21 protein-coding genes and 1 tRNA gene are annotated in these 21,733 nt (G+C 70.6%); 16 read left to right on the plus strand and 6 right to left on the minus strand.

Annotation, left to right across the window (positions count from 1 at the left end):
• Nucleotides 1-165 precede the first annotated feature (165 nt).
• Nucleotides 166-1,176, plus strand: a complete 1,011-nt coding sequence (locus tag ADL01_RS08930; RefSeq protein WP_053741373.1) for an NAD-dependent epimerase/dehydratase family protein — start codon at nt 166-168, stop codon at nt 1,174-1,176.
• 131 nt (nt 1,177-1,307) lie between these two features.
• Here ADL01_RS08930 and ADL01_RS08935 read toward each other — a convergent pair whose 3' ends face one another.
• Complete coding sequence (locus tag ADL01_RS08935; protein WP_053741374.1) at nt 1,308-2,420, minus strand: sensor histidine kinase; 1,113 nt, start codon at nt 2,418-2,420, stop codon at nt 1,308-1,310.
• Between the two features lie 2 nt (nt 2,421-2,422).
• The gene (locus ADL01_RS08940) at nt 2,423-3,256 is read right to left on the minus strand and encodes a response regulator transcription factor (protein WP_078960405.1); all 834 of its coding nucleotides are present in this window, start codon (nt 3,254-3,256) and stop codon (nt 2,423-2,425) included.
• A gap of 103 nt (nt 3,257-3,359) precedes the next feature.
• On the opposite strand from ADL01_RS08940, the gene ADL01_RS08945 reads away from it, so the two are divergent.
• The 3 genes from ADL01_RS08945 to ADL01_RS08955 are packed head-to-tail and all read left to right on the plus strand — an operon-like array spanning nt 3,360 to nt 5,664.
• On the plus strand, nt 3,360-4,145 hold the full coding sequence (locus tag ADL01_RS08945; RefSeq protein WP_405768522.1) for a glycosyltransferase family 2 protein: 786 nt from the start codon (nt 3,360-3,362) through the stop codon (nt 4,143-4,145).
• Nucleotides 4,146-4,150: 5 nt separating this feature from the next.
• Nucleotides 4,151-4,777 (plus strand): TIGR04282 family arsenosugar biosynthesis glycosyltransferase, encoded by a 627-nt coding sequence (locus ADL01_RS08950; RefSeq protein ID WP_053741376.1) that lies wholly within the window; start codon nt 4,151-4,153, stop codon nt 4,775-4,777.
• Nucleotides 4,774-5,664, plus strand: a complete 891-nt coding sequence (locus ADL01_RS08955; protein WP_078960406.1) for a class I SAM-dependent methyltransferase — start codon at nt 4,774-4,776, stop codon at nt 5,662-5,664. The genes ADL01_RS08950 and ADL01_RS08955 overlap by 4 nt, the downstream gene beginning before the upstream one ends.
• A gap of 385 nt (nt 5,665-6,049) precedes the next feature.
• On the opposite strand, the gene ADL01_RS08960 is transcribed toward ADL01_RS08955, so the two are convergent.
• Together ADL01_RS08960 and ADL01_RS08965 are read right to left on the minus strand one after the other, a co-directional pair.
• Nucleotides 6,050-7,318: a molybdopterin-dependent oxidoreductase gene (locus ADL01_RS08960; RefSeq protein ID WP_053741377.1), complete on the minus strand. Its 1,269-nt coding sequence runs from the start codon at nt 7,316-7,318 to the stop codon at nt 6,050-6,052.
• Between the two features lie 64 nt (nt 7,319-7,382).
• A complete protein-coding gene (locus ADL01_RS08965) occupies nt 7,383-9,173 on the minus strand; it encodes a hypothetical protein (protein WP_053741413.1) in 1,791 nt (596 codons plus the stop codon).
• Between the two features lie 148 nt (nt 9,174-9,321).
• On the opposite strand from ADL01_RS08965, the gene ADL01_RS08970 reads away from it, so the two are divergent.
• The gene (locus ADL01_RS08970; protein ID WP_053741378.1) at nt 9,322-10,197 is read left to right on the plus strand and encodes a DUF4429 domain-containing protein; all 876 of its coding nucleotides are present in this window, start codon (nt 9,322-9,324) and stop codon (nt 10,195-10,197) included.
• Nucleotides 10,198-10,276: 79 nt separating this feature from the next.
• Here the strand turns inward: ADL01_RS08970 and ADL01_RS08975 are convergent, their stop codons facing one another.
• The gene (locus ADL01_RS08975) at nt 10,277-11,851 is read right to left on the minus strand and encodes a purple acid phosphatase family protein (RefSeq protein ID WP_053741379.1); all 1,575 of its coding nucleotides are present in this window, start codon (nt 11,849-11,851) and stop codon (nt 10,277-10,279) included.
• Nucleotides 11,852-12,015: 164 nt separating this feature from the next.
• Here ADL01_RS08975 and ADL01_RS08980 point away from each other — a divergent pair, with 164 nt between their 5' ends.
• Nucleotides 12,016-12,273: a hypothetical protein gene (locus tag ADL01_RS08980; protein WP_053741380.1), complete on the plus strand. Its 258-nt coding sequence runs from the start codon at nt 12,016-12,018 to the stop codon at nt 12,271-12,273.
• Between the two features lie 29 nt (nt 12,274-12,302).
• Nucleotides 12,303-14,120 (plus strand): glutamine--fructose-6-phosphate transaminase (isomerizing), encoded by a 1,818-nt coding sequence (gene glmS, locus ADL01_RS08985; protein ID WP_053741381.1) that lies wholly within the window; start codon nt 12,303-12,305, stop codon nt 14,118-14,120.
• 285 nt (nt 14,121-14,405) lie between these two features.
• Here glmS and ADL01_RS08990 read toward each other — a convergent pair whose 3' ends face one another.
• Nucleotides 14,406-14,933: a universal stress protein gene (locus tag ADL01_RS08990; protein WP_006376589.1), complete on the minus strand. Its 528-nt coding sequence runs from the start codon at nt 14,931-14,933 to the stop codon at nt 14,406-14,408.
• Nucleotides 14,934-15,277: 344 nt separating this feature from the next.
• On the opposite strand from ADL01_RS08990, the gene ADL01_RS08995 reads away from it, so the two are divergent.
• The 9 genes from ADL01_RS08995 (at nt 15,278) to ADL01_RS09030 (ending at nt 21,725) form a co-directional block, all read left to right on the plus strand.
• Nucleotides 15,278-15,574, plus strand: coding sequence for a hypothetical protein (locus ADL01_RS08995; protein ID WP_053741382.1), 297 nt, complete (start codon nt 15,278-15,280; stop codon nt 15,572-15,574).
• A gap of 377 nt (nt 15,575-15,951) precedes the next feature.
• Nucleotides 15,952-17,208 carry a helix-turn-helix domain-containing protein gene (locus ADL01_RS09000; protein ID WP_053741383.1) on the plus strand — a complete coding sequence of 419 codons (1,257 nt, stop codon included), beginning with the start codon at nt 15,952-15,954 and terminating at the stop codon, nt 17,206-17,208.
• Between the two features lie 156 nt (nt 17,209-17,364).
• Nucleotides 17,365-17,970, plus strand: coding sequence for an oligoribonuclease (orn, locus tag ADL01_RS09005; RefSeq protein WP_053741384.1), 606 nt, complete (start codon nt 17,365-17,367; stop codon nt 17,968-17,970).
• A 108-nt stretch (nt 17,971-18,078) separates the two neighbouring features.
• Nucleotides 18,079-18,151 (plus strand) — tRNA-His (locus ADL01_RS09010).
• A 251-nt stretch (nt 18,152-18,402) separates the two neighbouring features.
• Entirely contained in the window at nt 18,403-18,561 is a 159-nt protein-coding gene (locus ADL01_RS44590) for a hypothetical protein (RefSeq protein WP_159049485.1), read from the plus strand.
• A 5-nt stretch (nt 18,562-18,566) separates the two neighbouring features.
• The gene (locus tag ADL01_RS09015; protein ID WP_053741385.1) at nt 18,567-18,839 is read left to right on the plus strand and encodes a hypothetical protein; all 273 of its coding nucleotides are present in this window, start codon (nt 18,567-18,569) and stop codon (nt 18,837-18,839) included.
• A gap of 74 nt (nt 18,840-18,913) precedes the next feature.
• Nucleotides 18,914-19,993, plus strand: coding sequence for an MBL fold metallo-hydrolase (locus tag ADL01_RS09020; protein ID WP_107090841.1), 1,080 nt, complete (start codon nt 18,914-18,916; stop codon nt 19,991-19,993).
• Between the two features lie 95 nt (nt 19,994-20,088).
• Nucleotides 20,089-20,898: an alpha/beta hydrolase gene (locus ADL01_RS09025; protein WP_053741386.1), complete on the plus strand. Its 810-nt coding sequence runs from the start codon at nt 20,089-20,091 to the stop codon at nt 20,896-20,898.
• Entirely contained in the window at nt 20,895-21,725 is an 831-nt protein-coding gene (locus ADL01_RS09030) for an SDR family NAD(P)-dependent oxidoreductase (RefSeq protein WP_078960407.1), read from the plus strand. The genes ADL01_RS09025 and ADL01_RS09030 overlap by 4 nt, the downstream gene beginning before the upstream one ends.
• The last annotated feature ends 8 nt before the right edge of the window (nt 21,726-21,733 follow it).

Consider the following 21,733-nt stretch of genomic DNA (forward strand, 5'->3'; position numbering starts at 1 on the left):
GCTACCGACCGGAGTAGCAATGGAGTTCGACCCCAATCAAGCCAGGGCGGCGCCGATATGGCGAGATCCGGCCCCTGTTGGCGACGACGGCGACAGCTTACGGACCCGTGACGTACCGGGCGCGGCGCTGCCGTGCGGTGCGGCCGGGGTCCTAGCGTTTCGGGCATGCGAGTAATGGTCACCGGCGGTGCCGGGTTCATCGGGTCCCATGTCGTCGAGGCGCTGAGCGCGCGGGGGCACGAGGCGGTCGTGTTCGACCTGCGGGACGGGTCGGACGTACGGGATGCCGGGGCGGTCGCCGCCGCGCTGCCCGGTGTGGACGCCGTGTGTCATCAGGCGGCGATGGTCGGCCTGGGTACGGGGTTCGGCGACGCGGCCGACTACGTCTCCCACAACGATCTCGGAACCGCCGTACTGCTGACCGCGATGGCCGAGGCGGGGGTCCGGCGGCTCGTGCTCGCCGGGTCGATGGTGGTGTACGGCGAGGGGCGGTACGTCTGCGAGCGGCACGGGGTGGTGCGGCCGGGGCCCCGGGCCGTCGCCGACCTGGACGCGGGACGGTTCGAGCCCCGGTGCCCGGAGTGCGGCGCCGAACTGACGCCGGGGCTGGTCGGCGAGGACGCTCCCGTCGACCCCCGGAACGTGTACGCGACGACCAAACTGGCCCAGGAGCACCTGGCGGCGGCGTGGGCCCGGTCCACGGGCGGCGCGGCTGTGTCGCTGCGCTACCACAACGTGTACGGGCCGGGAATGCCCCGCGACACCCCGTACGCGGGGGTCGCCTCCTTCTTCCGGTCCGCGCTCGCCCGCGGTGAGGCGCCGCGCGTCTTCGAGGACGGCGGGCAGCGCCGGGACTTCGTCCACGTACGGGATGTGGCGGCGGCCAACGTGGCGGCGCTGGAGGCGAGTTCGGGCGGCCGGGGCGCGGCGGCCCTCACCGCGTACAACTGCGGCAGCGGGGTGCCGCACACGGTCGGCGAGATGGCGCGGGCGCTGGCCTCGGCGTACGGCGGGCCCGAGCCGGTGGTGACCGGGGAGTACCGGCTGGGCGACGTGCGCCACATCACGGCGGACTCGTCACGGCTGCGCGTCGAGCTGGACTGGAAGGCGGAGGTCGGCTTCGCGGAGGGCATGCGGGAGTTCGCGGCGGCGAAACTGCGCGGCGAGGCGGAGTAGACGGGGCCAGGTACCGGGGGGGGTAGGCGGGGCCAGGTACGGCCCGAGGCGGGTACGGACGGAGACGGGTACGGACGGAGCGGGCCGGCCGGGCTTACGCCGGGGGCGGGTACGGACGGAGCGGGCCGGGCTTACGCCGGGGCCGTCGGGAGGGTCACCTCGAAGCGGCAGCCGCCAGGGACGTTGTGCACGGCGGCCTGTCCTCGGTGGGCCTCGACGATGCCACGGACGATCGCGAGGCCCAGGCCCGCTCCACCCGGGGGTGTACGGGCGTGGGTGCCGCGCCAGCCCGTGTCGAAGACGCGTGACAGGTCCTCCTCGGGGATGCCTCCGCAGCCGTCGGTGACGGAGAGGACGACGCCCTCGCCCGACCGTTCGGCGGCGATCGCGACCGTGCCGTCCGCCGGAGTGCGCCGGATCGCGTTGACCAGCAGGTTCCCCAGGACCCGGCTCATCTCCTTGCCGTCCACCTCGACCGGCACGGGTTCGACGCGGTCGCCGACCAGCCATACGCCGTGCTCCCGGGCCAGCGGATCCGCGCCCGCGAGGGCGTCGCCGACGAGGTCGTACAGCGAGATCCGGGACGTGGACAGGGCGAGGGCACCGGCGTGGATACGGGAGAGTTCGAAGAGGTCGCCCACCATGCCGTTGAGTCGTTCGACCTCGGTGCGGATCTGACGCAGGTAGCGGGCGGGGTCGGCGGCCACGCCGTCCTCCAGGGCCTCGGACATCGCGCGCAGGCCCGCGAGCGGGGTCCGCAGGTCGTGCGAGATCCAGGCGACGAGTTCCCGGCGGGAGGACTCCAGGGCACGCTCACGGTCACGGGACTCGGCGAGTTTCGCGCTGGTGGACGCCAGTTCGCGGCTCAGCGCCTCGAGTTCGGCGGTGGCCGCCCCGATGGGTGGGGCGAAGGCTCCGCCTTCGCCGAACGAACGGGCGGCACGCGTGAGTTCCCGGCTGCGGGCGACGACCCAGCGGCCCAGCACCAGCGCGGTCGCCAGGGAGACGACCGCCGCCATCGCGACGACCGTCGTGACCACGCTCAGGTCGTGCACGGACAGGAACATCGCCTCCGCCACGGCCAGCGTGCCCGCGAGCATCGCGGTCACGGTGACGGCGGCGACGACCGCGAGCGACATGGTCAGCGAGCGACGCCGGATCAGCCAGAGGGCGCACGCGCCGAGCAGCCCGGCCCCGGCGGCGCCCAGGAAGGCGAACAGGGCGATGAGCAGCATGTCCTGCATGGTCAGACCGCCTTCGGGTCGGTGTTCGGGGCGGTGTCCATGGCGGCGGCTGTGGTTACGGCCGTATCCGCACCCGTACCCGCATCAGTATCCGTATCCGTATCCGTGTCCGTGGAGGGCTCCGCGTCGAAGCGGTAGCCGACGCCCCACACCGTCTGGATCAGCCGGGGCCGGGCCGGGTCGTCCTCGACCTTGCCCCGCAGCCGGCGTACATGGACGGTGACGGTGGACAGGTCGCCGAAGTCCCAGCCCCACACCTCACGCATCAGTTCCTCTCGGCTGTACGCCCGTCCGGGGTGCCTGAGGAGGAACGTGAGGAGGTCGAACTCCCTGATGGTGAGGGCGAGTTCGGCGCCGTTCTTGGTGGCGCGACGGGCTGCCGGGTCGACGCTCAGGCCGGCCGCGCCAAGGAGGTGCGGCCGAGACGGGGCATCGTGCGGGGCGGCGGGACGGGCGCGGCGCAGTACCGACTCCACCCGGAGGACCAGTTCCCGGGGGCTGAAGGGCTTGGTGACGTAGTCGTCGGCGCCCACCTCCAGGCCCAGGATCCGGTCGTCCTCGTCGCCGCGCGCGGTGAGCATGATGACCGGCACGGGGATGCGGGCGCGCATCCGCCGGCACACCTCCAGGCCGTCCATGCCGGGCAGCATCAGGTCCAGGACCACCAGGTCGGGCCGGTGCGCGGCGGCTCGGGCGAGCGCCGAGGGGCCGTCGGCGGCACGGTCCACGACGTAACCGGCCCGGTCGAGGTACCCGGCGACGACCTCGGCGACCGTGGGGTCGTCGTCCACGACGAGGACGCGTCGGGCACCTGGGGCTTCGTACGGCTGCTGCATGCCTCCAGCGTCCCACCGGGCGCCCCTCGGCAGGGCATCCGATCACCGACGTCCGCGTTTCGTAAGAAGCCTAAGTCCGATACGTACCTTCTGTCTCCGTAGGGTGAGAGCCGTGAAGACCTCTCCTGCAACAGACCCGGAAGCGGCCGCGGGATCAGCGGCAGCAGCGCCCGTCGACGTGGTCCTGCCCTGCCTGAACGAGGCCGAGGCGCTGCCCTGGGTCATGGCCCGGATCCCGGCCGGCTGGCGCGCGCTGGTCGTGGACAACGGTTCCACCGACGGCTCGGCCGACATCGCCCGGTCGCTCGGCGCGACCGTCGTCCACGAGTCGCGCCGGGGTTTCGGTGCCGCCTGCCACGCCGGACTGACCGCCGCCACCGCGGACATCGTCTGCTTCTGCGACTGCGACGCCTCGCTCGACCCGTCCCAGCTCGTCCCGTTCGTCCGCCGGGTGCGCGCGGGCGAGGCCGACCTGGTGCTCGGCCGGCGGCGCCCGCAGGCCAGGGGGGCCTGGCCCGTCCACGCCCGGGCCGGCAACCTCGCACTCGCCCGGATGCTGCGCCGCCGTACGGGCCTGCGCCTGCACGACCTCGGCCCCCTGCGCGCCGCCCGCCGGGAGGCGCTGCTCGCCCTCGATCTGACGGACCGGCGCAGCGGCTACCCACTGGAGATGGTCGTGCGCGCGGCCGACGCCGGCTGGCGTATCGCCGAGTACGACGTCCCGTATCTGCCCCGCACCGGCGCCTCGAAGGTGACGGGCACCTGGCGCGGCACCTGGCACGCCGTACGGGACATGAGCCGCGTACTGGCCGAAGCGCCCGCCGCTCAGGCCACTCCGGCTGCCCCGGCCGCCTCCGCCGCTCCGGTACGTGGAAAGGACTCCCGGTGACCCCAATGAACTCCGCGACGACTCTGCTCGTCATCGCCAAGGAGCCCCGGCCGGGCCGGGTGAAGACACGGCTCACGCCGCCGTTCACGCCGGAGGCGGCGGCCGCGCTGGCCGAGGCGTCCCTGGCCGACACCCTGCGTACGGTGGCGGCGACGCCCGCGCGGCGACGCGTGCTGGTGCTCGACGGGAACCCGGGACGCTGGCTGCCGCCCGGTTTCGACGTCGTACCGCAGTGCGCGGGCGGCCTGGACGAGCGGCTGGCCCGTGCCTTCGCGGACTGCGACGGGCCCGCGCTGCTCATCGGCATGGACACCCCGCAGGTGACGCCCGAACTGCTCACCGTGGACTTCGCGGACTGCGACGCGTACTTCGGCCCGGCCGAGGACGGCGGCTTCTGGGCCCTGGGGCTCGCCGAACCCGACCCCGGCCTGCTGCGGGGCGTGCCCATGTCGACGCCCACGACGGGCGCCGTCCAGCGGGCGCGGCTTGTCGCGGCGGGCCTGCGTGTACGCGACCTGCCGCATCTGCGGGACGTCGACACGGTGGCGGACGCGGAGGCGGTCGCCGACATGGCACCGGGGACCCGCTTCGCCGCGGAACTCCAGCGCCACAGGGCGGTCACGGGCCGATGAGCATCACGCACGAGACGGCTACGGGGCACGCGCCGGACCCGACCCAGAACTCCGGCCGGACGGTGCTCGACAGCGCCCCGGAAAGCCCCGCGCCCGACACAGCCCCCCGCCCCTGGTCGGCCGACCCCTACTCCCAGGCCCTGCGCGCCGGGCGCGGTCCGCTCTTCCTCCGTCGTCACGACGGCTGGCTGCTGCCGCTGGAGGTGGAACGGTGGTGCGCGCGGGCCGACGAGGTGGACCGGCAGGTGCTGGAGCGCTGCGAAGGCGCCGTGCTCGACGTGGGGTGCGGGCCCGGCCGGCTCGTCGCCGAACTCGCGGTTCAAGGGCGGCCCGCGCTCGGTATCGACGTCAGCGAGGCGGCCGTAGACCACACCGTGCGGCTCGGCGGCCAGGCCCTGCGGCGCTCCGTCTTCGAGCCGCTGCCCGGCGAGGGCCGCTGGGACACCGCCCTGCTCATCGACGGCAACGTCGGCATCGGCGGCGACCCAGCTGTCCTGCTGCGCCGGATGACCCAACTCCTCACCCCCGGCGGGCTGTTGATCGTGGAGACCGTCGCGGACGGGGACGTCGGCGAGGTCGACGAGAGGCTCAGCGTACGTATCGTCCGCTTCACCTCCGACGCTCACCGCACCACCGGCCCGAGCTTCCCGTGGGCCCGGCTGGGCACCCCGGCCCTGCTGCGGCACGCGGCGCGGGCGGGCTGGCACCCGGACGGTCAGTGGACGTCGGGCGGCCGTTCGTTCGTCGCGCTGCGCAACCCCGTTGACCGCCCCGCCCACCCGGCCCGCCACACCAACAGAGCCGCCGAGCCGCCGAACAGCACCGCCGTGATCAGCAGCCAGCGGGCCAGGAACTCGTCGCCCGGCAGACCGGCCACGGCCTCGTAGCGTCCCTCCACCCGCCCGCTGATCAGCGGAAACCACATCAACAGGAGAAGAACCGAGAACGCGGCCGGCACCCGGACGTACGAGACCCACGCCCGACGGCCGACCGCACCGAACCCCCGCAGGAGACCCCGGTCCGCCAGCGCGTACAGCGGCAGCAGCACCAGGTCGTGCAGGAGCGCGACCCCCACGAACCACAGCGCCACACCGAACCAGTCATCCGCGAGCAACCGCACTCCCGCATACCCGGCGAGCGCGAACGAGCAGACAAACAAGAGGAGTTGAAGCGGGCTACCGACCACAACCCGCCGGTACGGCCGCCGCAGCACAGCCCTCACAGAACCCCCCGAACTCCCCGAACCAACAGAACGCCACGACCGTCGCGTCATCACAGGTCTCCGAACGTCATCCGGGCCACCCACTTGGTGTTGAGCACCCCGGGCGCCGCCGGGACGATCACCCGCGCCGGGTAGCCGTGGTCGAGGGTCAGGGGCTCGCCGTTGACGAACAGGGCGAGCAGTGAGCGCCCGTCGCGTACCTGGTTGTCGCGCAGCGCCGCCCGGCGAAAGGCGCCGTGCCGTTGCAGGGACTCCACCAGTACGTCGGGCGCCGCGCCGTCCTCGTACCCGACGAGCCCGGCCAGGTCCCGCAGCCGCACTCCCCGCCACCACTGGTCGGACGTGGACCAGCCCTCCACGCAGGCGATGGGCAGCGCGGCGCTGTACAAGGGGAGTTGGAGCAGATCACCCCGACTCAGCCGAACGGTCTGTCCCCCAGGCCCCTCAACGACGAGCCGCCACGCCTCCTCACTCGTCTCCGCCGCGTTGATCCCGCGCGACGCGGCCGTCTTGTTGATCTGGAACCCGCTGGGACCGCCACCGGGCTCGGGCCCGCCGTGCGGGGCGAGTACGGCCGTCTCCCTCAGCGGCGCGTCGAAGCTGCGCCCCGCCGTGGTGACGAACAGCAGCAGCGATCCGCCGCCGACGAACCAGAGGGCGCCACGCCGCGAGACGGTCGGCTCGAACGGCTCCGGGGCAACCAACTCCCCTTCCTCAGTACGCCCGTTGCGCATGTCGCGCAGATTCCGTAGCGCCACCGGCGCCCGCAGCACCACATGCGCCACGAACGCGGCGAAGAACACCCAGGCCCCGTAGAAGTGCAGCGGATAGAAGGACCCGGGGAAGACATAGTCCAGTTGGATGTTGAGCAGACCCGTCGCGAACTCGAACAGCACCCCGCCGACGAGCAACAGCAGCGAGATCCGCTCCAGCGCGTGCGCGAGAGACCGCGCGGGCGGCAGCGCGAACAGCTTCGGCACGACCGACCACAGCTTCGCCAGCAGTACGGGTACGAGCACGATCCCGAGCGTGACGTGGACGCCCTGGGTGAGCCGGTACAGCCAGGGCGGATCGGTCGGCCAGGTGAAGAGGTGGAGGTAGAACCCGAGGAGGCCCTTGTCCGGGGTCAGGTCGTTCACCGGCGACAGGTTCGGGTTGTAGGCGGCGTACGACACGAGTCCCGTCACGAACAGCACCGTGATCCCCCCGAGCAGCACCACGCCGAGGACGGAGGTGAACCAGGGCCCCCGCACAGGGCTGCGCCAGACCCTCGGCGAGGTGGGCGAACCGGGATGAACGGGGAGTTTCAGTTCGGGCATGCCCCGACCGTAGGACCGGGGACGCCCGCAGAACGGGAGGCGCCCCCGGCGGCGGCGCGGGGCCTCAGACGCGGTGCACGGTGTGCAGGGTCGTGGCGTAGGTCCCCGTGCCGTCCAGCAGGGAGGCGCCGCCGAGGTCGCTCATCGTGGGCCCGTTGACGGTCTTACGGCTGGAGAGGAACCGGCGCTTGCCCGCCGCGTCCAGGCCCAGATAGATGCCGACGTGATCGACGGTGACCGTCGGGCTGCCCGGGTCGCCTGGGTTGTCGTCGCCGGAGTCGGCGTTGAAGAGGACCAGGTCACCGGGTTGGAGCAGCGCGGCGGCGGGCGGGTTGGTGCCGTCGGTACGGTCGACGCGTACCCCTGGACAGTGGTCGGCCATGTGCCGGGACTTGCGCGGGATACGGAGGCCTGTGGTGTCCTCACCGGCGGCCATCGGGACGCCCAGGTGATAGCCGTACACCATGCGCGCGTACCCCGAGCAGTCGAGATTGCCGACCTGCTTGCTGGAGGGCCCGGTGTGGACGCCGTCGTCGAAGGTCCAGCCGACGTTCATGTACTCATGGAAATCGGCGCCTTCGTAGCGGAGGCCGTGGGGATCGAGATACCCGTACCCGGCCTCGCCCAGCACCTGCTTGTCCTGGGCCGGCCCGGCCCCCGCTGTGACGGCGGGCGCGCCACCGAGAAACATCGCGGCGTACGCGAGCACGTCAGGGGCGGTGGACCCGACCCATCCCCGTACGGTCCGCTCCACCTCCTGCGTCCAGGTGCCGTCGAAGGGCTGGGGCAGCACCCGTACCCAGTCGCCGTGCGTGACACTCGGCGGGACGTCCCAGTTGGCGGCGTCGACCTGGAAACGGCTGACGGCGAGTGTGACCGGCAGATTGGTGCACCCGGTACCGGCCAGCGCGCGCAGCCCCACGCGCCCCTTGCCGAAGGTGGCGTCGCCGACCTCGACGGCCCACGCGGACGGCTCCGCCGACGCCGAGGCCCACGCCTTGACCTGGATGACCGAGCCCTCGCGCCGCACCCGTATCGTCCACCGCGTACCCGCGCCCACACCCGTGGCCAGGGTCACGGACGGGGCCAACTGCGTGACGACATCGGCGACTTCCTTCTCGACACGCAGTTGCACGGCACCCGTGGTGAGAAAGGACAGCCGGGCCCGGTAGTTGTTGTGCGTGTCCTGGAATCCGAAGGACAGCGCGTACGAACACGCCTCCCCGGCAGGCACCTTGTCGAACGATGCCACCGCGCGCACATCGACATCGGCGATCTCACCGTCTCGCAGGCTGGCATGCCGACTGACGTTCTCCGAGGTCAACGCGATCTTCCCGGCCCCCGGCACCACCGAGAAGTCGGTGTCGACACCCCCGACCGTGGACCAGCTGCCACCCCCGGGCGAGGTACCCCAGTACGCCCGTCTCGCCTCCGGGAGCGTCAGATCGGGCAGGGTGCGCTGAAAGTCGTCGACAAAGTGCCGCTTGTTCTCGACGAACGTCCGCTGCGGGCCCGGCAGTACGACGGTCCGGGCACCGCGCGTCAGCAGCGCGACGCGCTTACCGCCGGAGGTGACCTCGGTACGGGACGGGGTTCCTGGGAGAACGGTGGTGGTGAGGGCGGTGCTGAGGGTCAGGGGCGTGAAGTAGGAGGCGTTGAGCGGGGCGAGGGTCACGGCGGAACGGGCGCCTGCGGCGAGGGCGTTCACCGCCGCACTGTTCGGCGGCGCGAAGGGCTGGACAGTGACGGCTGAACCGGCGGCGCGGGCCGGCGAGACGGCCAGGGCACTGAGCGGGAGGGAGGCAGCGGAGGTGGCGATGGCTGCGAGCAGGTGACGCCGGGATGTTGTGGGCATGGCGAACATGATCTCGCAAGACCCCCGACCTCTCCCCTCACTCAATGAACTCGCTCCACTACTCTTGATGCGCACCGTCCGCCCTCGCCGCCTCGGAGTACCCCCCTCCAAGGTGCCCGTCCTCCCAGGCATCGGGAACAATCACTCCATGGCGGAAATCATCCAGAAGGACGGCACCTGGGTCTTGGACGGTGACATCCTCCGGCTCACCCCTGGGCGCGACAGGAACGTCAGTCTGCTCCGTAAGGAACTGGGTGAACTCACCGTCCCCCTCCGCGCGTTGGCCGGTATCTCCTTCGAGCAGGGCCGGAAGTCGGGGCGGCTCAGGCTGCGCCTGCGTGACGGCGCCGACCCGCTGCTCCAGGCGACCGGCGGCAAGCTGGCGGAGCCCAACGACCCGTATCAGCTGGGCGTCGAGGCCGACCGGTACGGCGTCGCCGAGTACCTCGTGGACGAGGTCAAGACCGCGCTGCTGCTCGACGAGGTGCCTTCCGGCGCCGTCGACCGGTATCTGCTGCCCGGACCCGCCGTACCGCTGTCCGTGTCGGCCGGGGACGGCACCGCGACCTTCGACGGGGAGTGCGTCCGGCTGGAGTGGAACTGGAAGACGGAGGACGCGAAGGCCGCCGCCGGCGCCCGTTCCCTGGCCGTCGCCGACATCACGGCCGTGGAGTGGCATCCGGCGGTGGGCCTCGAGAACGGCTACCTGCGCTTCAGCGTGCGGCACGCGCCGACCAAGGCCCCGCCGAAGTACGATCCCAGCTCCGTCGAGCTGTGGGGGTTCAAGAAGGATCCGCTGATGGCGTTGGTCGCGGCGGCCGTCCAGGCCCGTCTGCCGCATCCGGGGGCGCCCTTGGCGGACGTACCACCGCAGCGGCACAAGGAGCTCGCCGCGCCGCCGGTCGAACACGACCATGACGCCCTGCTCCGGCGGCTGCGCGAGCTCGGTGAGCTGCATCGGACGGGCGTACTGACGGACGACGAGTTCGCGCACGCCAAACAGGCGGTCCTCAAGCGCATGTAGGAACACGCGCCCAGGAACCGCCTGTTGGTGTCACTCGCAACTCATTCGTACGCCCCGCCTTCCGGGCGTACGCGCATGGTCAGCGTGCGCGGCGGGCGACCGTGAAGCGGTCGACCTCCTCGCCCGTCTCCGCGATTCCGCGCACCGTCAGCGTGGCGTGGCGGCCCTTGGCGGCGGGGGTGACGTCGACGCGCAGGAACGAGTAGTCGAGGTAGCGCACGCGCGACCAGGTGACCGTCTCGTTGACCTTGCCGTCCTTGGTGTTGATGAAGGAGGCGACCGAGTCGACCTCGTTCTCGTGGCCCTCGTAGGAGAGCGGGGCGGTGAACGCGTACAGGCTGCGGCCGGCCGCGCCCGCCGTCACGTAGACGACACCCTCGGTCTCGGGGTACGCCGTGCCGCCGATCGGGAGCTTCTTGGTGACCGCGCCGCCCTTGATGATGTCGGTGCGCTCGTACTGGTGGTTGTGGCCGTTGATGACCAGGTCGACCGTGTACTTCTCGAACAGCGGCACCCACTCCTGGCGCACGCCCCCCTCCGAGGCGTGCGCGGTGGAGGTGCAGTAGGCGCAGTGGTGGAAGAAGACGACGACGAAGTCGACGTGCTTGGACGCGCGGAACTTCTTGAGCTGCGCCTCCAGCCACTTGGTCTGGGTGCCGCCGGAGATGCCGAGGTTGGCCGGGATCTCGAAGGAGATGTCGTTGGCGTCGAGCGAGATGACCGCCGTGTTGCCGTAGACGAAGGAGTAGACGCCGGGGAGGTTCTTCTTGTCCGGGCCGTTGTCGGGGAGGTTCCAGCGGGCGTCCTCGCCGCCGTAGCCGTTGGGCGAGTACCAGGCCTCCATGTCGTGGTTGCCGTAGGCCGGCATCCACGGCACGGACTTGGCGACGGACTCGGTCTGCGCGAGGAACTGGTCCCACACGCGGGAGTCGAAGCCGGTGTCGGTGGTCTTGCCCTGGCCGGCCGGGTCGCCGTACGCGATGTCACCGGCGTGCAGGTGGAAGGCCGGGTTCTGGCCGAGGAGCAGGCTGTTGTTGGCGAGGGCGTGGTAGCTGACACCCTCGTCGCCGAAGGCCGTGAAGGTGAACGGCTTCTTGTGGTCGGGGGCGGTGGTGAAGGTGCCGAGGGTGCCCAGCAGGTGCGCCTCGGCCGGGTCGAAGCCGGCGTGGCCGACGCCGTAGTAGTACGTCTTGCCGGGACGCAGGTGGGTGAGCTTGGCGTGCAGGTAGTACTGGGTGTGGTCGCCGCTGGCGCCGATCCCGGCCGGGGTGTAGAGGGTGCGGACCTCGGCCTCGATCTTGCGGGAGAGGTCCCAGGGGTGGGCGCCGATCCGGATGAAGGGCTTCTGCACCGCGACCGGGACCTGCCAGGAGACGGTGATCTCCGTGCGGGGGTCGTTGCCCCAGGCGAGGTGCCGGCCGAACGGGGCGACGAGCGCGCCGTTGACCTTCTCGGTCCGCGTGTACGTCTGCGTCGGTACGGAGGTACGCGTCGCGGCCTGGGCGACGGCGCCCGGGACGAACGCACCGCCCGCGACGGCGCCGACGGTGACGGCGCCGCTTCTGATCATCGTGCGCCGCGAGAACTTGGCGCGAAGGTACTCGTGCTGCTCAGCCATGCTCATGCGCTCGGCAAGCTGCTCGGGTACGCCCATGCGAGGAGTGTCCATGGCTGAAAACGGTGCTCTGAGCAGCCATCGGCACGCAGGACACAGGGTGAACAGGCCCCGAACAGGGTCCCATGAGAGTTTCAACAGGCCGTTGCCCGATATCGGGCAGGATTGTTGCGATTGCCAGCGCTTTACCTCAGGATCATCGGGTGCACGACGAACTCGTTGATCATCTGACGCGTACCACACCCCTGGCCCGGGGCGAGGCACTGCGGGTGATTCAGGACGTTCTCGCCTACTTCGACGAGACGACCGAGGATTATGTCCGTCGTCGCCACCGCGAACTCCAGGCTCAGGGACTGGTGAACGCGGAGATCTTCGACCGGATCGAGGCGGACCTCAAATACCGCGCGGTCGCACCACCGGAGCTCACCCTCCGCCAACTGCGCCGCATCGTCTACGGCTAAACATCCACATACGACAGGGACACTTATATATGTGCGGGATTGTCGGATACATCGGCAGGCGTGACGTGGCGCCACTGCTCCTCGAAGGCCTCCAGCGCCTGGAGTACCGGGGCTACGACTCGGCGGGCATCGTCGTGACCTCGCCGAAGGCGACCGGCCTGAAGATGGTCAAGGCCAAGGGCCGGGTCCGGGACCTGGAGGCCAAGGTCCCCAAGCGCTTCGCCGGCACCACCGGCATCGCCCACACCCGCTGGGCCACGCACGGCGCCCCCTCCGACCACAACGCGCACCCGCACATGTCGGCCGACAACAAAGTCGCCGTCGTCCACAACGGGATCATCGACAACGCCTCCGACCTGCGCAAGAAGCTCGAGGCCGACGGCGTCGAGTTCCTCTCCGAGACGGACACCGAGGTCCTCACCCACCTCATCGCCCGCTCCCAGGCGGACACCCTGGAGGAGAAGGTCCGCCAGGCGCTGCGCGTGATCGAGGGCACGTACGGCATCGCGGTGATGCACGCCGACTTCCCCGACCGGATCGTGACGGCCCGCAACGGCTCGCCGGTCGTCCTCGGCATCGGCGAGAAGGAGATGTTCGTCGCCTCCGACATCGCCGCGCTGGTCACCCACACCCGGCAGATAGTGACGCTGGACGACGGCGAGATGGCCACCCTCAAGGCCGACGACTTCCGCACCTACACGACGGAGGGCACCCGCACCACGGCGGAGCCCACCACCGTGGAGTGGGAGGCCGCCTCGTACGACATGGGCGGCCACGACACGTACATGCACAAGGAGATCCACGAGCAGCCGGAGGCCGTCGACCGCGTCCTGCGCGGCCGGATCGACGACCGCTTCTCCACGGTCCACCTCGGCGGCCTCAACCTGGACGCCCGCGAGGCGCGTGCCGTGCGGCGCGTGAAGATCCTCGGCTGCGGCACCTCGTACCACGCGGGCATGATCGGCGCCCAGATGATCGAGGAGCTGGCCCGTATCCCGGCCGACGCCGAGCCCGCCTCCGAGTTCCGCTACCGCAACGCGGTCGTCGACCCCGACACCCTGTACGTGGCCGTCTCCCAGTCCGGTGAGACGTACGACGTGCTGGCCGCCGTACAGGAGCTGAAGCGCAAGGGCGCGCGGGTGCTGGGCATCGTCAACGTGGTCGGTTCGGCCATCGCCCGCGAGGCCGACGGCGGCATGTACGTGCACGCGGGCCCCGAGGTCTGCGTCGTCTCGACGAAGTGCTTCACCAACACCACCGTCGCCTTCGCCCTCCTCGCGCTGCACCTGGGCCGCACCCGCGACCTGTCGGTGCGCGACGGCAAGCGGATCATCGACGGCCTGCGCAGGCTGCCCGGACAGATCGCGGAGATCCTGGAGCAGGAGGAGGAGATCAAGAAGCTGGCCGAGCAGTACGCCGAGGCCCGCTCGATGCTCTTCATCGGCCGCGTCCGGGGCTACCCGGTGGCCCGCGAGGCCTCCCTGAAGCTCAAGGAGGTCTCGTACATCCACGCCGAGGCCTACCCCGCCTCGGAGTTGAAGCACGGCCCGCTGGCCCTCATCGAGCCCGCGCTGCCCACGGTCGCGATCGTGCCGAACGACGACCTCCTGGAGAAGAACCGCGCCGCGCTGGAGGAGATCAAGGCCCGCAGCGGCCGCATCCTCGCGGTGGCCCACCAGAACCAGGAGAAGGCCGACGAGACGATCGTCGTCCCGAAGAACGAGGACGAGCTGGACCCGATCCTGATGGGCATCCCCCTCCAACTCCTCGCCTACCACACGGCGTTGTCCCTGGGCCGAGACATCGACAAGCCAAGGAACCTGGCGAAGTCGGTAACGGTCGAGTAGCCGACCTGCTTGTGGCTTTCAGGGGCGCGGGGAACTGCGCGACAACCCCCCACCGAGCCCGCAGTGGCCAACACCCGCAGAACGAGCCCCCCGTGTCGCCACCGGACACAGGGGGCTCGCCCATATACGCCGGGAGTCGCCCAACCCCCAGCCTGCGCAGCTAACCGGTGGCCGTCACACCCCGGGTGCGGTGCCCGGCATATACCCTTCACAAGCGCACAAACACCTCTACGCGCGAGTAGGTTCACTCAGCGTGCGGGCAGGGGCCGGGCGGGGCGCCGGGGCCTACGGAATGACCACGACCGGCCGCTGCGCCCGCTTGGCGAGCCGCCCCGCAACGGACCCGAAGATGCGTCCGACGATGCCATGGGTCGAGCCGACGACGATCGCATCGGCCTCGTACTCCCGCCCCACCTCTTCGAGTTCGTGGCAGATGTCGCCACCGCGCTCGACGAGGATCCAGGGCACCTCGGCCAGATAGTCCGCGCAGGCGAGTTCGAGCCCGAGGACCTCGGTCCTGTGGTCCGGCACGTCCACGAAGACGGGTGGTTCGCAGCCGGCCCACACCGTGGTGGGGAGCCGGTTGGCGACGTGCACGATGATCAGGCCCGAACCGGAGCGGTGGGCCATGCCGATGGCGTACGCGAGGGCGCGCTCACTCGACGTCGAGCCGTCGAAACCGACGACGACACCGTGTTTGAACGCGGGGTCGCAGGACTGACGTGGTTCTTCCGCCGCCAAGGGCTCGGCCGCCGTGTGGTCGGCGACGGGGCGCTTGCGGTCCGCGGGTTCCAGGAATTCGTGACCGGCCATGGGATTCTCGGCGTTTTGATCCTCGTGGTGGGACGACGTCATGGGGACGACACCGTGCGGCTAGCTGTGTCCGGGAATCATCTTCCCAACCCCATACCCCCAAGGGTACGGCCGCACTCCTTCGTAGCCCATAGCCCGCACATGCTCCGGACGGGTTCCAGGGAGCATGCCCGAGGGTGTGCCCGTAACGCAATGGTTGCTGCCACGTACAGGCTGTTTCCGCAGGGTTCGCGTACATCCCACCGGGTCGATCACCCTCGCGCACATCTTCCGGACACGATGGCCAGTGACCGACCGCTCGAACAGACGTTGAACCCCGTGACTCGTCGTCACAGGGAGCAGCCATGACCTCACCGCCCCAGGAGTCCGCGAGCGATCTCGTCCGCTGGGCGGCTTTCAGCTGCGTTCTGGTCCCGGTGGTGCTCGTCCTCTGCGGCACCTCCCTGGGCGGCGCCGCCGGTACGGCACTTGGGCTGGCGGCGGTGACGGGGGTATGCCGGGTGCTCATGCGACAGTCCGAGCGCGGCGCGGCGCAGACGCGGGCCGAGGAGAGCGCCCCACACCGGGGGCGGCACGGCAGGGTCCCTTCGGGCGGTCACCGGGGCGGTCGGCACTCCGGCGGAACTTCACCGGTCGATTGACCTGTTTTCGCGCACGCGCCCGATGCTTTTCAGCCAACTTCCGGACACCGCACACCCCTTGGCCGAACAACCCCCAAACCCCCGTTCCACCTGCACTGAAAGGGTCCGGACGGGGCCGCGCACCCTACGCGGATTGGCCACTGCGACGAGGCGCACTTCCCTGCGCGGCCCACTAGTGCAACGCTTCGTGATCGAATGCTTTACGCCAAGTTGCCAAGTCGACAATCTGTCGAGTGACGAACTGGTCACGTCGGCATCATGGGACACAGTAGATTCGATCTTGACTGTCTACGGCGGGGGACTCGTGCAGGACCGAGGGGAAACGTGCAGGAGCGACACAACCGAGGAGCCGCGACCACCGAGGGGGGCTTAGCAGTATGAGCCACGACTCCACTGCCGCGCCGGAAGCCGCGGCCCGGACACTGTCCGGGCGACGCCGCAAGGAGATCGTCGCGGTGCTGCTGTTCAGCGGCGGCCCCATCTTCGAGAGTTCCATTCCGCTGTCGGTGTTCGGGATTGACCGCCAGGACGCCGGAGTGCCGCGCTACCGATTGCTGGTGTGCGCCGGAGAAGAGGGCCCGCTACGGACCACCGGCGGGCTGGAACTGACCGCGCCGAACGGCCTGGAAGCGATCGCACGGGCAGGCACGGTCGTCGTGCCCGCCTGGCGTTCGATCACCGCGCCGCCACCGGAGGAGGCGCTCGACGCACTGCGCCGGGCCCACGAAGAGGGTGCGCGGATCGTAGGCCTGTGCACAGGCGCGTTCGTCCTCGCGGCGGCGGGCCTGCTGGACGGCCGCCCGGCGACAACACACTGGATGTACGCGCCGACGCTGGCGAAGCGCTATCCGTCCGTCCACGTCGACCCACGCGAACTCTTCGTGGACGACGGCGACGTACTGACGAGCGCCGGCACAGCGGCAGGCATCGACCTGTGCCTGCACATCGTGCGGACGGACCACGGCAACGAGGCGGCCGGTGCGCTGGCCCGCCGACTGGTGGTCCCACCGCGCCGGTCGGGCGGCCAGGAGCGCTATCTCGATCGATCTTTACCAGAGGAGATCGGCGCCGACCCGCTCGCCGAGGTCGTCGCCTGGGCGCTGGAGCACCTCCACGAGCAGTTCGACGTGGAGACGCTGGCGGCACGCGCGTACATGTCCCGTCGTACGTTCGACCGCCGCTTCCGCTCGCTCACGGGAAGCGCACCGCTGCAGTGGCTGATCACGCAACGCGTCCTCCAGGCCCAGCGCCTGCTGGAGACGTCGGACTACTCGGTGGACGAGGTCGCGGGCCGCTGCGGCTTCCGTTCCCCGGTGGCCCTGCGCGGTCACTTCCGCCGCCAGCTGGGCTCGTCCCCGGCCGCGTACCGCGCGGCGTACCGGGCACGCAGGCCGCAGGGTGAACGGATGTCCGAACCGGACGGCGTGGTGAGCGGCGTACAGGGCGGCATGGGTACGCCGACCACGGCGGGCCAGGGACACGGCCACGGTCACGACCGCGCCCCCCACCAGGAAAGCCCGGTCCCGATCCAGGCCCGCCGCACGGCGAGCACGGTGGGCCTCTCGGCGGAACACGGCCGGGACCCGTACGTCGGAAACCGCGCGAGCCTGCCGGGGCAGCGGAGCGGCGCGTAACGGTAGGTGACGTGTGAGTGACGGCCGGGCCGGGGGACTCCCCTGGCCCGGCCGTCACTTTCAGCCCGGCCGGGCACCATCCGGCGCGACAGGGGGTCTGGGGGCGGAGCACCCGGCCGAGGCCCACACCGACACCGGCCCCGTAAGGTGAGGCGTATGAACGATCGCATGGTGTGGATCGACTGCGAGATGACCGGTCTCTCGTTGTCCGACGACGCGCTCATCGAAGTGGCCGCACTGGTCACCGACTCCGAGCTGAACGTACTCGGCGAGGGGGTGGACATCGTCATCCGTCCGCCCGACTCGGCGCTGGAGACGATGCCGGAGGTGGTGCGGCAGATGCACACCTCGTCCGGCCTCCTCGACGAGCTCGCCGGCGGTACGACGCTGGCCGACGCCGAGGCGCAGGTCCTGGCGTATGTGCGCGAGCACGTCAAGGAACCGGGCAGGGCCCCGCTGTGCGGCAACACGGTCGGCACGGACCGCGGCTTCCTGCTCCGTGACATGGGCACCCTGGAGGCGTACCTCCACTACCGGATCGTGGACGTCAGTTCGGTGAAGGAGCTGGCCCGGCGCTGGTTCCCGAGGGCGTACTTCAACAGCCCGGACAAGAACGGCAACCACCGCGCCCTCGCCGACATCCGCGAGTCGATCGCCGAACTGCGGTACTACCGCGAGGCCATCTTCGTACCGCAGCCGGGCCCCGACTCGGAGACGGCCCGCAAGATCGCGGCGAAACACGTCCTGCCCGCGGCGCAGTAACCCCCGTACGGCTGCCGGAGAAAAGCCTGGCGCGAGCACCCCTTCAGACCCTGTACACTTTTTCTCGGCCGGTCAGGAAGACCACTCGGACTTCCCAAGCCGGTCATGGTGGGTGTAGCTCAGCTGGTAGAGCACCTGGTTGTGGTCCAGGATGCCGCGGGTTCAAGTCCCGTCACTCACCCTCATATAAGGCCCCTGATCCGCGGAAACGCGGATCAGGGGCCTTTTTTGTTCCCGGCCGTCCCTGGCTCCGTTCTGACGCCGTTCACACCGGGTCAACCCCAGTCCGTGGCGGCCGTCGGTGGGTGGGTCCTGCTGGGGTGGCTCCCTGGTGCGAACTCTGCTCGTGCGGTGGTGTCGTGAGGTGGTCGGCGAGCACGGTCCGCGCGGTCGGAAGCGCTCGGCCGTCGGCAGCCATCCCGAGGGGGGACCATGACATCCATGCCGGTGGCCGGCATCCGGACGGGTACTCCGGCGCAGCCCGCGGATCTCGTTCTGCGCAACGCGAAGATCTACGCGGACTTCGCGGTACTGAGCGACGACTACTTCGCGATCCCCGAAGAGCGGATCCCGAGATCGAGGCACTGCTGACGGTCGTGGGCGGCCGGGTCGTCCACGCCGTCGGCTTCTTCGAAGGCCTGGCGCCACCCGCGCCCCCCGTACAGCCGGACTGGAGTCCCATCGCGCACTTCGGCGGCTATCAGGCCGGCCCCGGTGTCGATCGTTCCGGGCTACGCCAGGCCGAGGGCGTCCGGGACGCCGCCGCCGAATCCGCCGAACAGCTCCGGTGGCGCCAGCGGACGGGCCGGGCCACCGACGGTACGCGGCCACTCGACTCCTTCGGTCCCTTCGATCCCTGCTTCAGCTGAACACCTCTGTCCCCGGTGGAACACCTCTGTCCCCGAACCGATCTGTCCCCGAACCGAAAGGCGACCAGATTTCCATGTCTGCCGAACTCCTGCCTCCGACCGGCCGCCGCGGATTCCTCAAGGGCGCCACCGGCGCCCTCGCCGTCCCGGCCGCCGCCGCCCTCGTCGGCGCGCTGGCCGAACCCGCCCACGCCGATGAGGGCGGGCTGCCCGACTTCGCGCCTATTCCGGCCGCCTCGGTCGGGCCCAGGATGAACGCGGACGGCTACCACGTGGGCCAGATCGCCGGAAACCTCTACTGGGTCACGGACTCCTATTACCAGGCCATGTTCCTGACGACCACGAGAGGCGTCGCCCTCGTCGACGCACCGCCGACCATCGGGCACAACCTGCTCCGCGCGATCGACCAGGTCACCCGGGCCAACGGTCGGCCGAGCAAGGTCACCCACCTGATCTACTCGCACTCGCACGCCGACCACATCGGCGCCGCCGGTCTGTTCGGACCCGACGTCGTCCGGATCTCGCACGCCGCGACGGCCGGCCTGCTGGCCCGCGCTGCGGACCCCAACCGTCCGCTGCCGACGGTCACGTTCCAGGACAAGTACCGGCTCAAGGTCGGCGGAGAGCACCTGCGGCTGGCGTACCACGGCCCCAACCACTCCCCTGACAACATCTTCGTCTTCGCGCCCGAATACGCCACCCTGATGCTGGTCGACGTCCTGTACCCGGGCTGGGTGCCGTTCAAGAACCTCGCGGTCTCCCAGGACATCCCCGAGTGGATCAAGGCTCAGAGCATCGCGATGGACTACCCGTGGCAGACGTTCGTCGGTGGCCATCTCGGGCGGCTCGGAGTCCGCGCCGACGGCGCCCTGCAGATCCAGTACATGGACGATCTGGAGGCCAGCACCCGGTCCGCGATCGCCTCCGTCGACCCGACCCCGTTCTTCGACAAGTACGGGGCGCAGGGCAACTCTTGGGCGATCTTCAAGACCTTCCTCGACGCGGTGGCGGACATCGCGGCCGCTCCCGTGGCCGCGAAGTACACCGGAGTCCTCGCCGCCGCCGACGTCTTCACGCGGGACAACGCGTGGACGCTGCTGGAGTCCCTGCGGATCGACGCGGGCGTCCTCGGGCCGTTCGGCGTCCACCCCTGAACCACTGGGGTGCTTCCCCGGGGGTAGGGCACCCGTATTTCTAGTTTTGTGTGCACATGCCGGGCACAGGACACCCACCCAAGAGAGGCCCAGCCATGACCGTCCCCGTTCCCGTGGTCTTCGTCCACGGACTCTGGTTGCATCGCACCTCCTGGCAGCCATGGATCGATCTGTTCCGCGAGGAGGGCTACGACCCGGCGGCGCCCGGGTGGCCCGGCGACCCGGACAGCGTCGAAGAGGCACGCCAGAACCCCGAGAGTGTCGCCGGCTACGGCATCGACGACGTCGTCGAGCACTACGCGGCCCTGATCGAGGCCCTGCCCGTGCGGCCCATCGTCATCGGTCACTCGTTCGGCGGGATGATCGCGCAGAAGCTGCTCGGCCAGGACCGCGCCGCGGCGGCGGTCGCGATCGACGCCGCACAGATCAAGGGCGTTCTGCCCCTGCCGCTGTCAGCGCTGAAGGCGACGTTCCCGGTCTTCAGGAACCCGGCCAACAAGCGCCGGTCGGTCTCCCTGACCGCGGAGCAGTTCCGGTTCGCCTTCGGCAACGCCATCCCGGAGGAGGAATCGGCGGCCCTGTACGAGCGCTGGACCGTCCCCGCGCCGGGCAAGCCGCTGTACGAGGCCGCCTCCGCCAACTTCAACCCCCACTCGCCGGCGAAGGTCGACACGAAGAACAGCGGACGCGGCCCGCTGCTGCTCATCTCCGGCGGCAAGGACCACACCGTGCCGGAGGTCGTCACCCGGGCCACCCTCAAGCAGTACCGGCACACCGAGGCCGTCACCGACATCATCAACTTCCCCGAGCGGGCGCACTCCCTGACGATCGACAGCGGCTGGCGCGAGGTCGCGGACACCGTTCTCACCTGGCTGCGGCAGCAGGGTCTGGAGAGCGGACGATGACCTCCCAGCCGTCCCGGACCGACGCGGCGTCCGGTGCCGACGCGGGACTTGCCGGACGGACCGTCGTGGTCACCGGCGCCGGGCGCGGCATCGGCCTGGCCGTCGTCGAGGCCTTCCTCGCGGCCGGCTCCCGTGTGGTCGCGGGGTCGAGGGAACGCACCGACGCCCTCGACGAGCAGGTGAAGCGGGGTGCCGAACTCACCGTCGTGGAGGTCGACCTCGCGACGCCCGACGGTCCGGCGGCGTTGGTCGCCGAAGCCGTTGCGGTCCACGGCGGAGTCGACGTCCTGGTGAACAACGTCGGGGCGGTGCGGCCTCGGGTGGACGGCTTCCTGGGCGTGACGGACGAGGACTGGGACTGGACGTTCACCGTCAACTTCATGTCCGCCGTCCGCGCCACCCGGGCCGCGCTGCCGTACCTGCTCGCCACCGGCGCGGGGCGGGTCGTCACCGTCTCCTCGGTCAACGCCCGGCTGCCGGATCCGCTGGTCATCGACTACGGCGCGGCGAAGGCGGCGCTGACCAACTTCTGCAAGGCCCTGTCCAAGGAGGTGGGGCCACGCGGTGTGCGGGTGAACACCATCGGTCCCGGCCCGGTGGAGACGGCGCTGTGGCAGGGCGCCGGCGGTGTCGCCGCCACGGTCGGCCAGTCCCAGGGCGTCGATCCCAGGGAGGTGGCGCGCGGCGCGGCGGCCCAGTCGGTGACCGGCCGGTTCACCCTGCCGTCGGAGGTGGCCGAGCTCGTGCTCTATCTCGCCGGTCCCCACGCGGCGAACATCACCGGCGCCGACTTCGTCATCGACGGTGGCCTCGTCGAATCCCTCTGAGGCGAATC

The sequence above is a fragment of the Streptomyces sp. NRRL WC-3618 genome (genome assembly GCF_001280005.1).
Classification (GTDB): domain Bacteria; phylum Actinomycetota; class Actinomycetes; order Streptomycetales; family Streptomycetaceae; genus Streptomyces.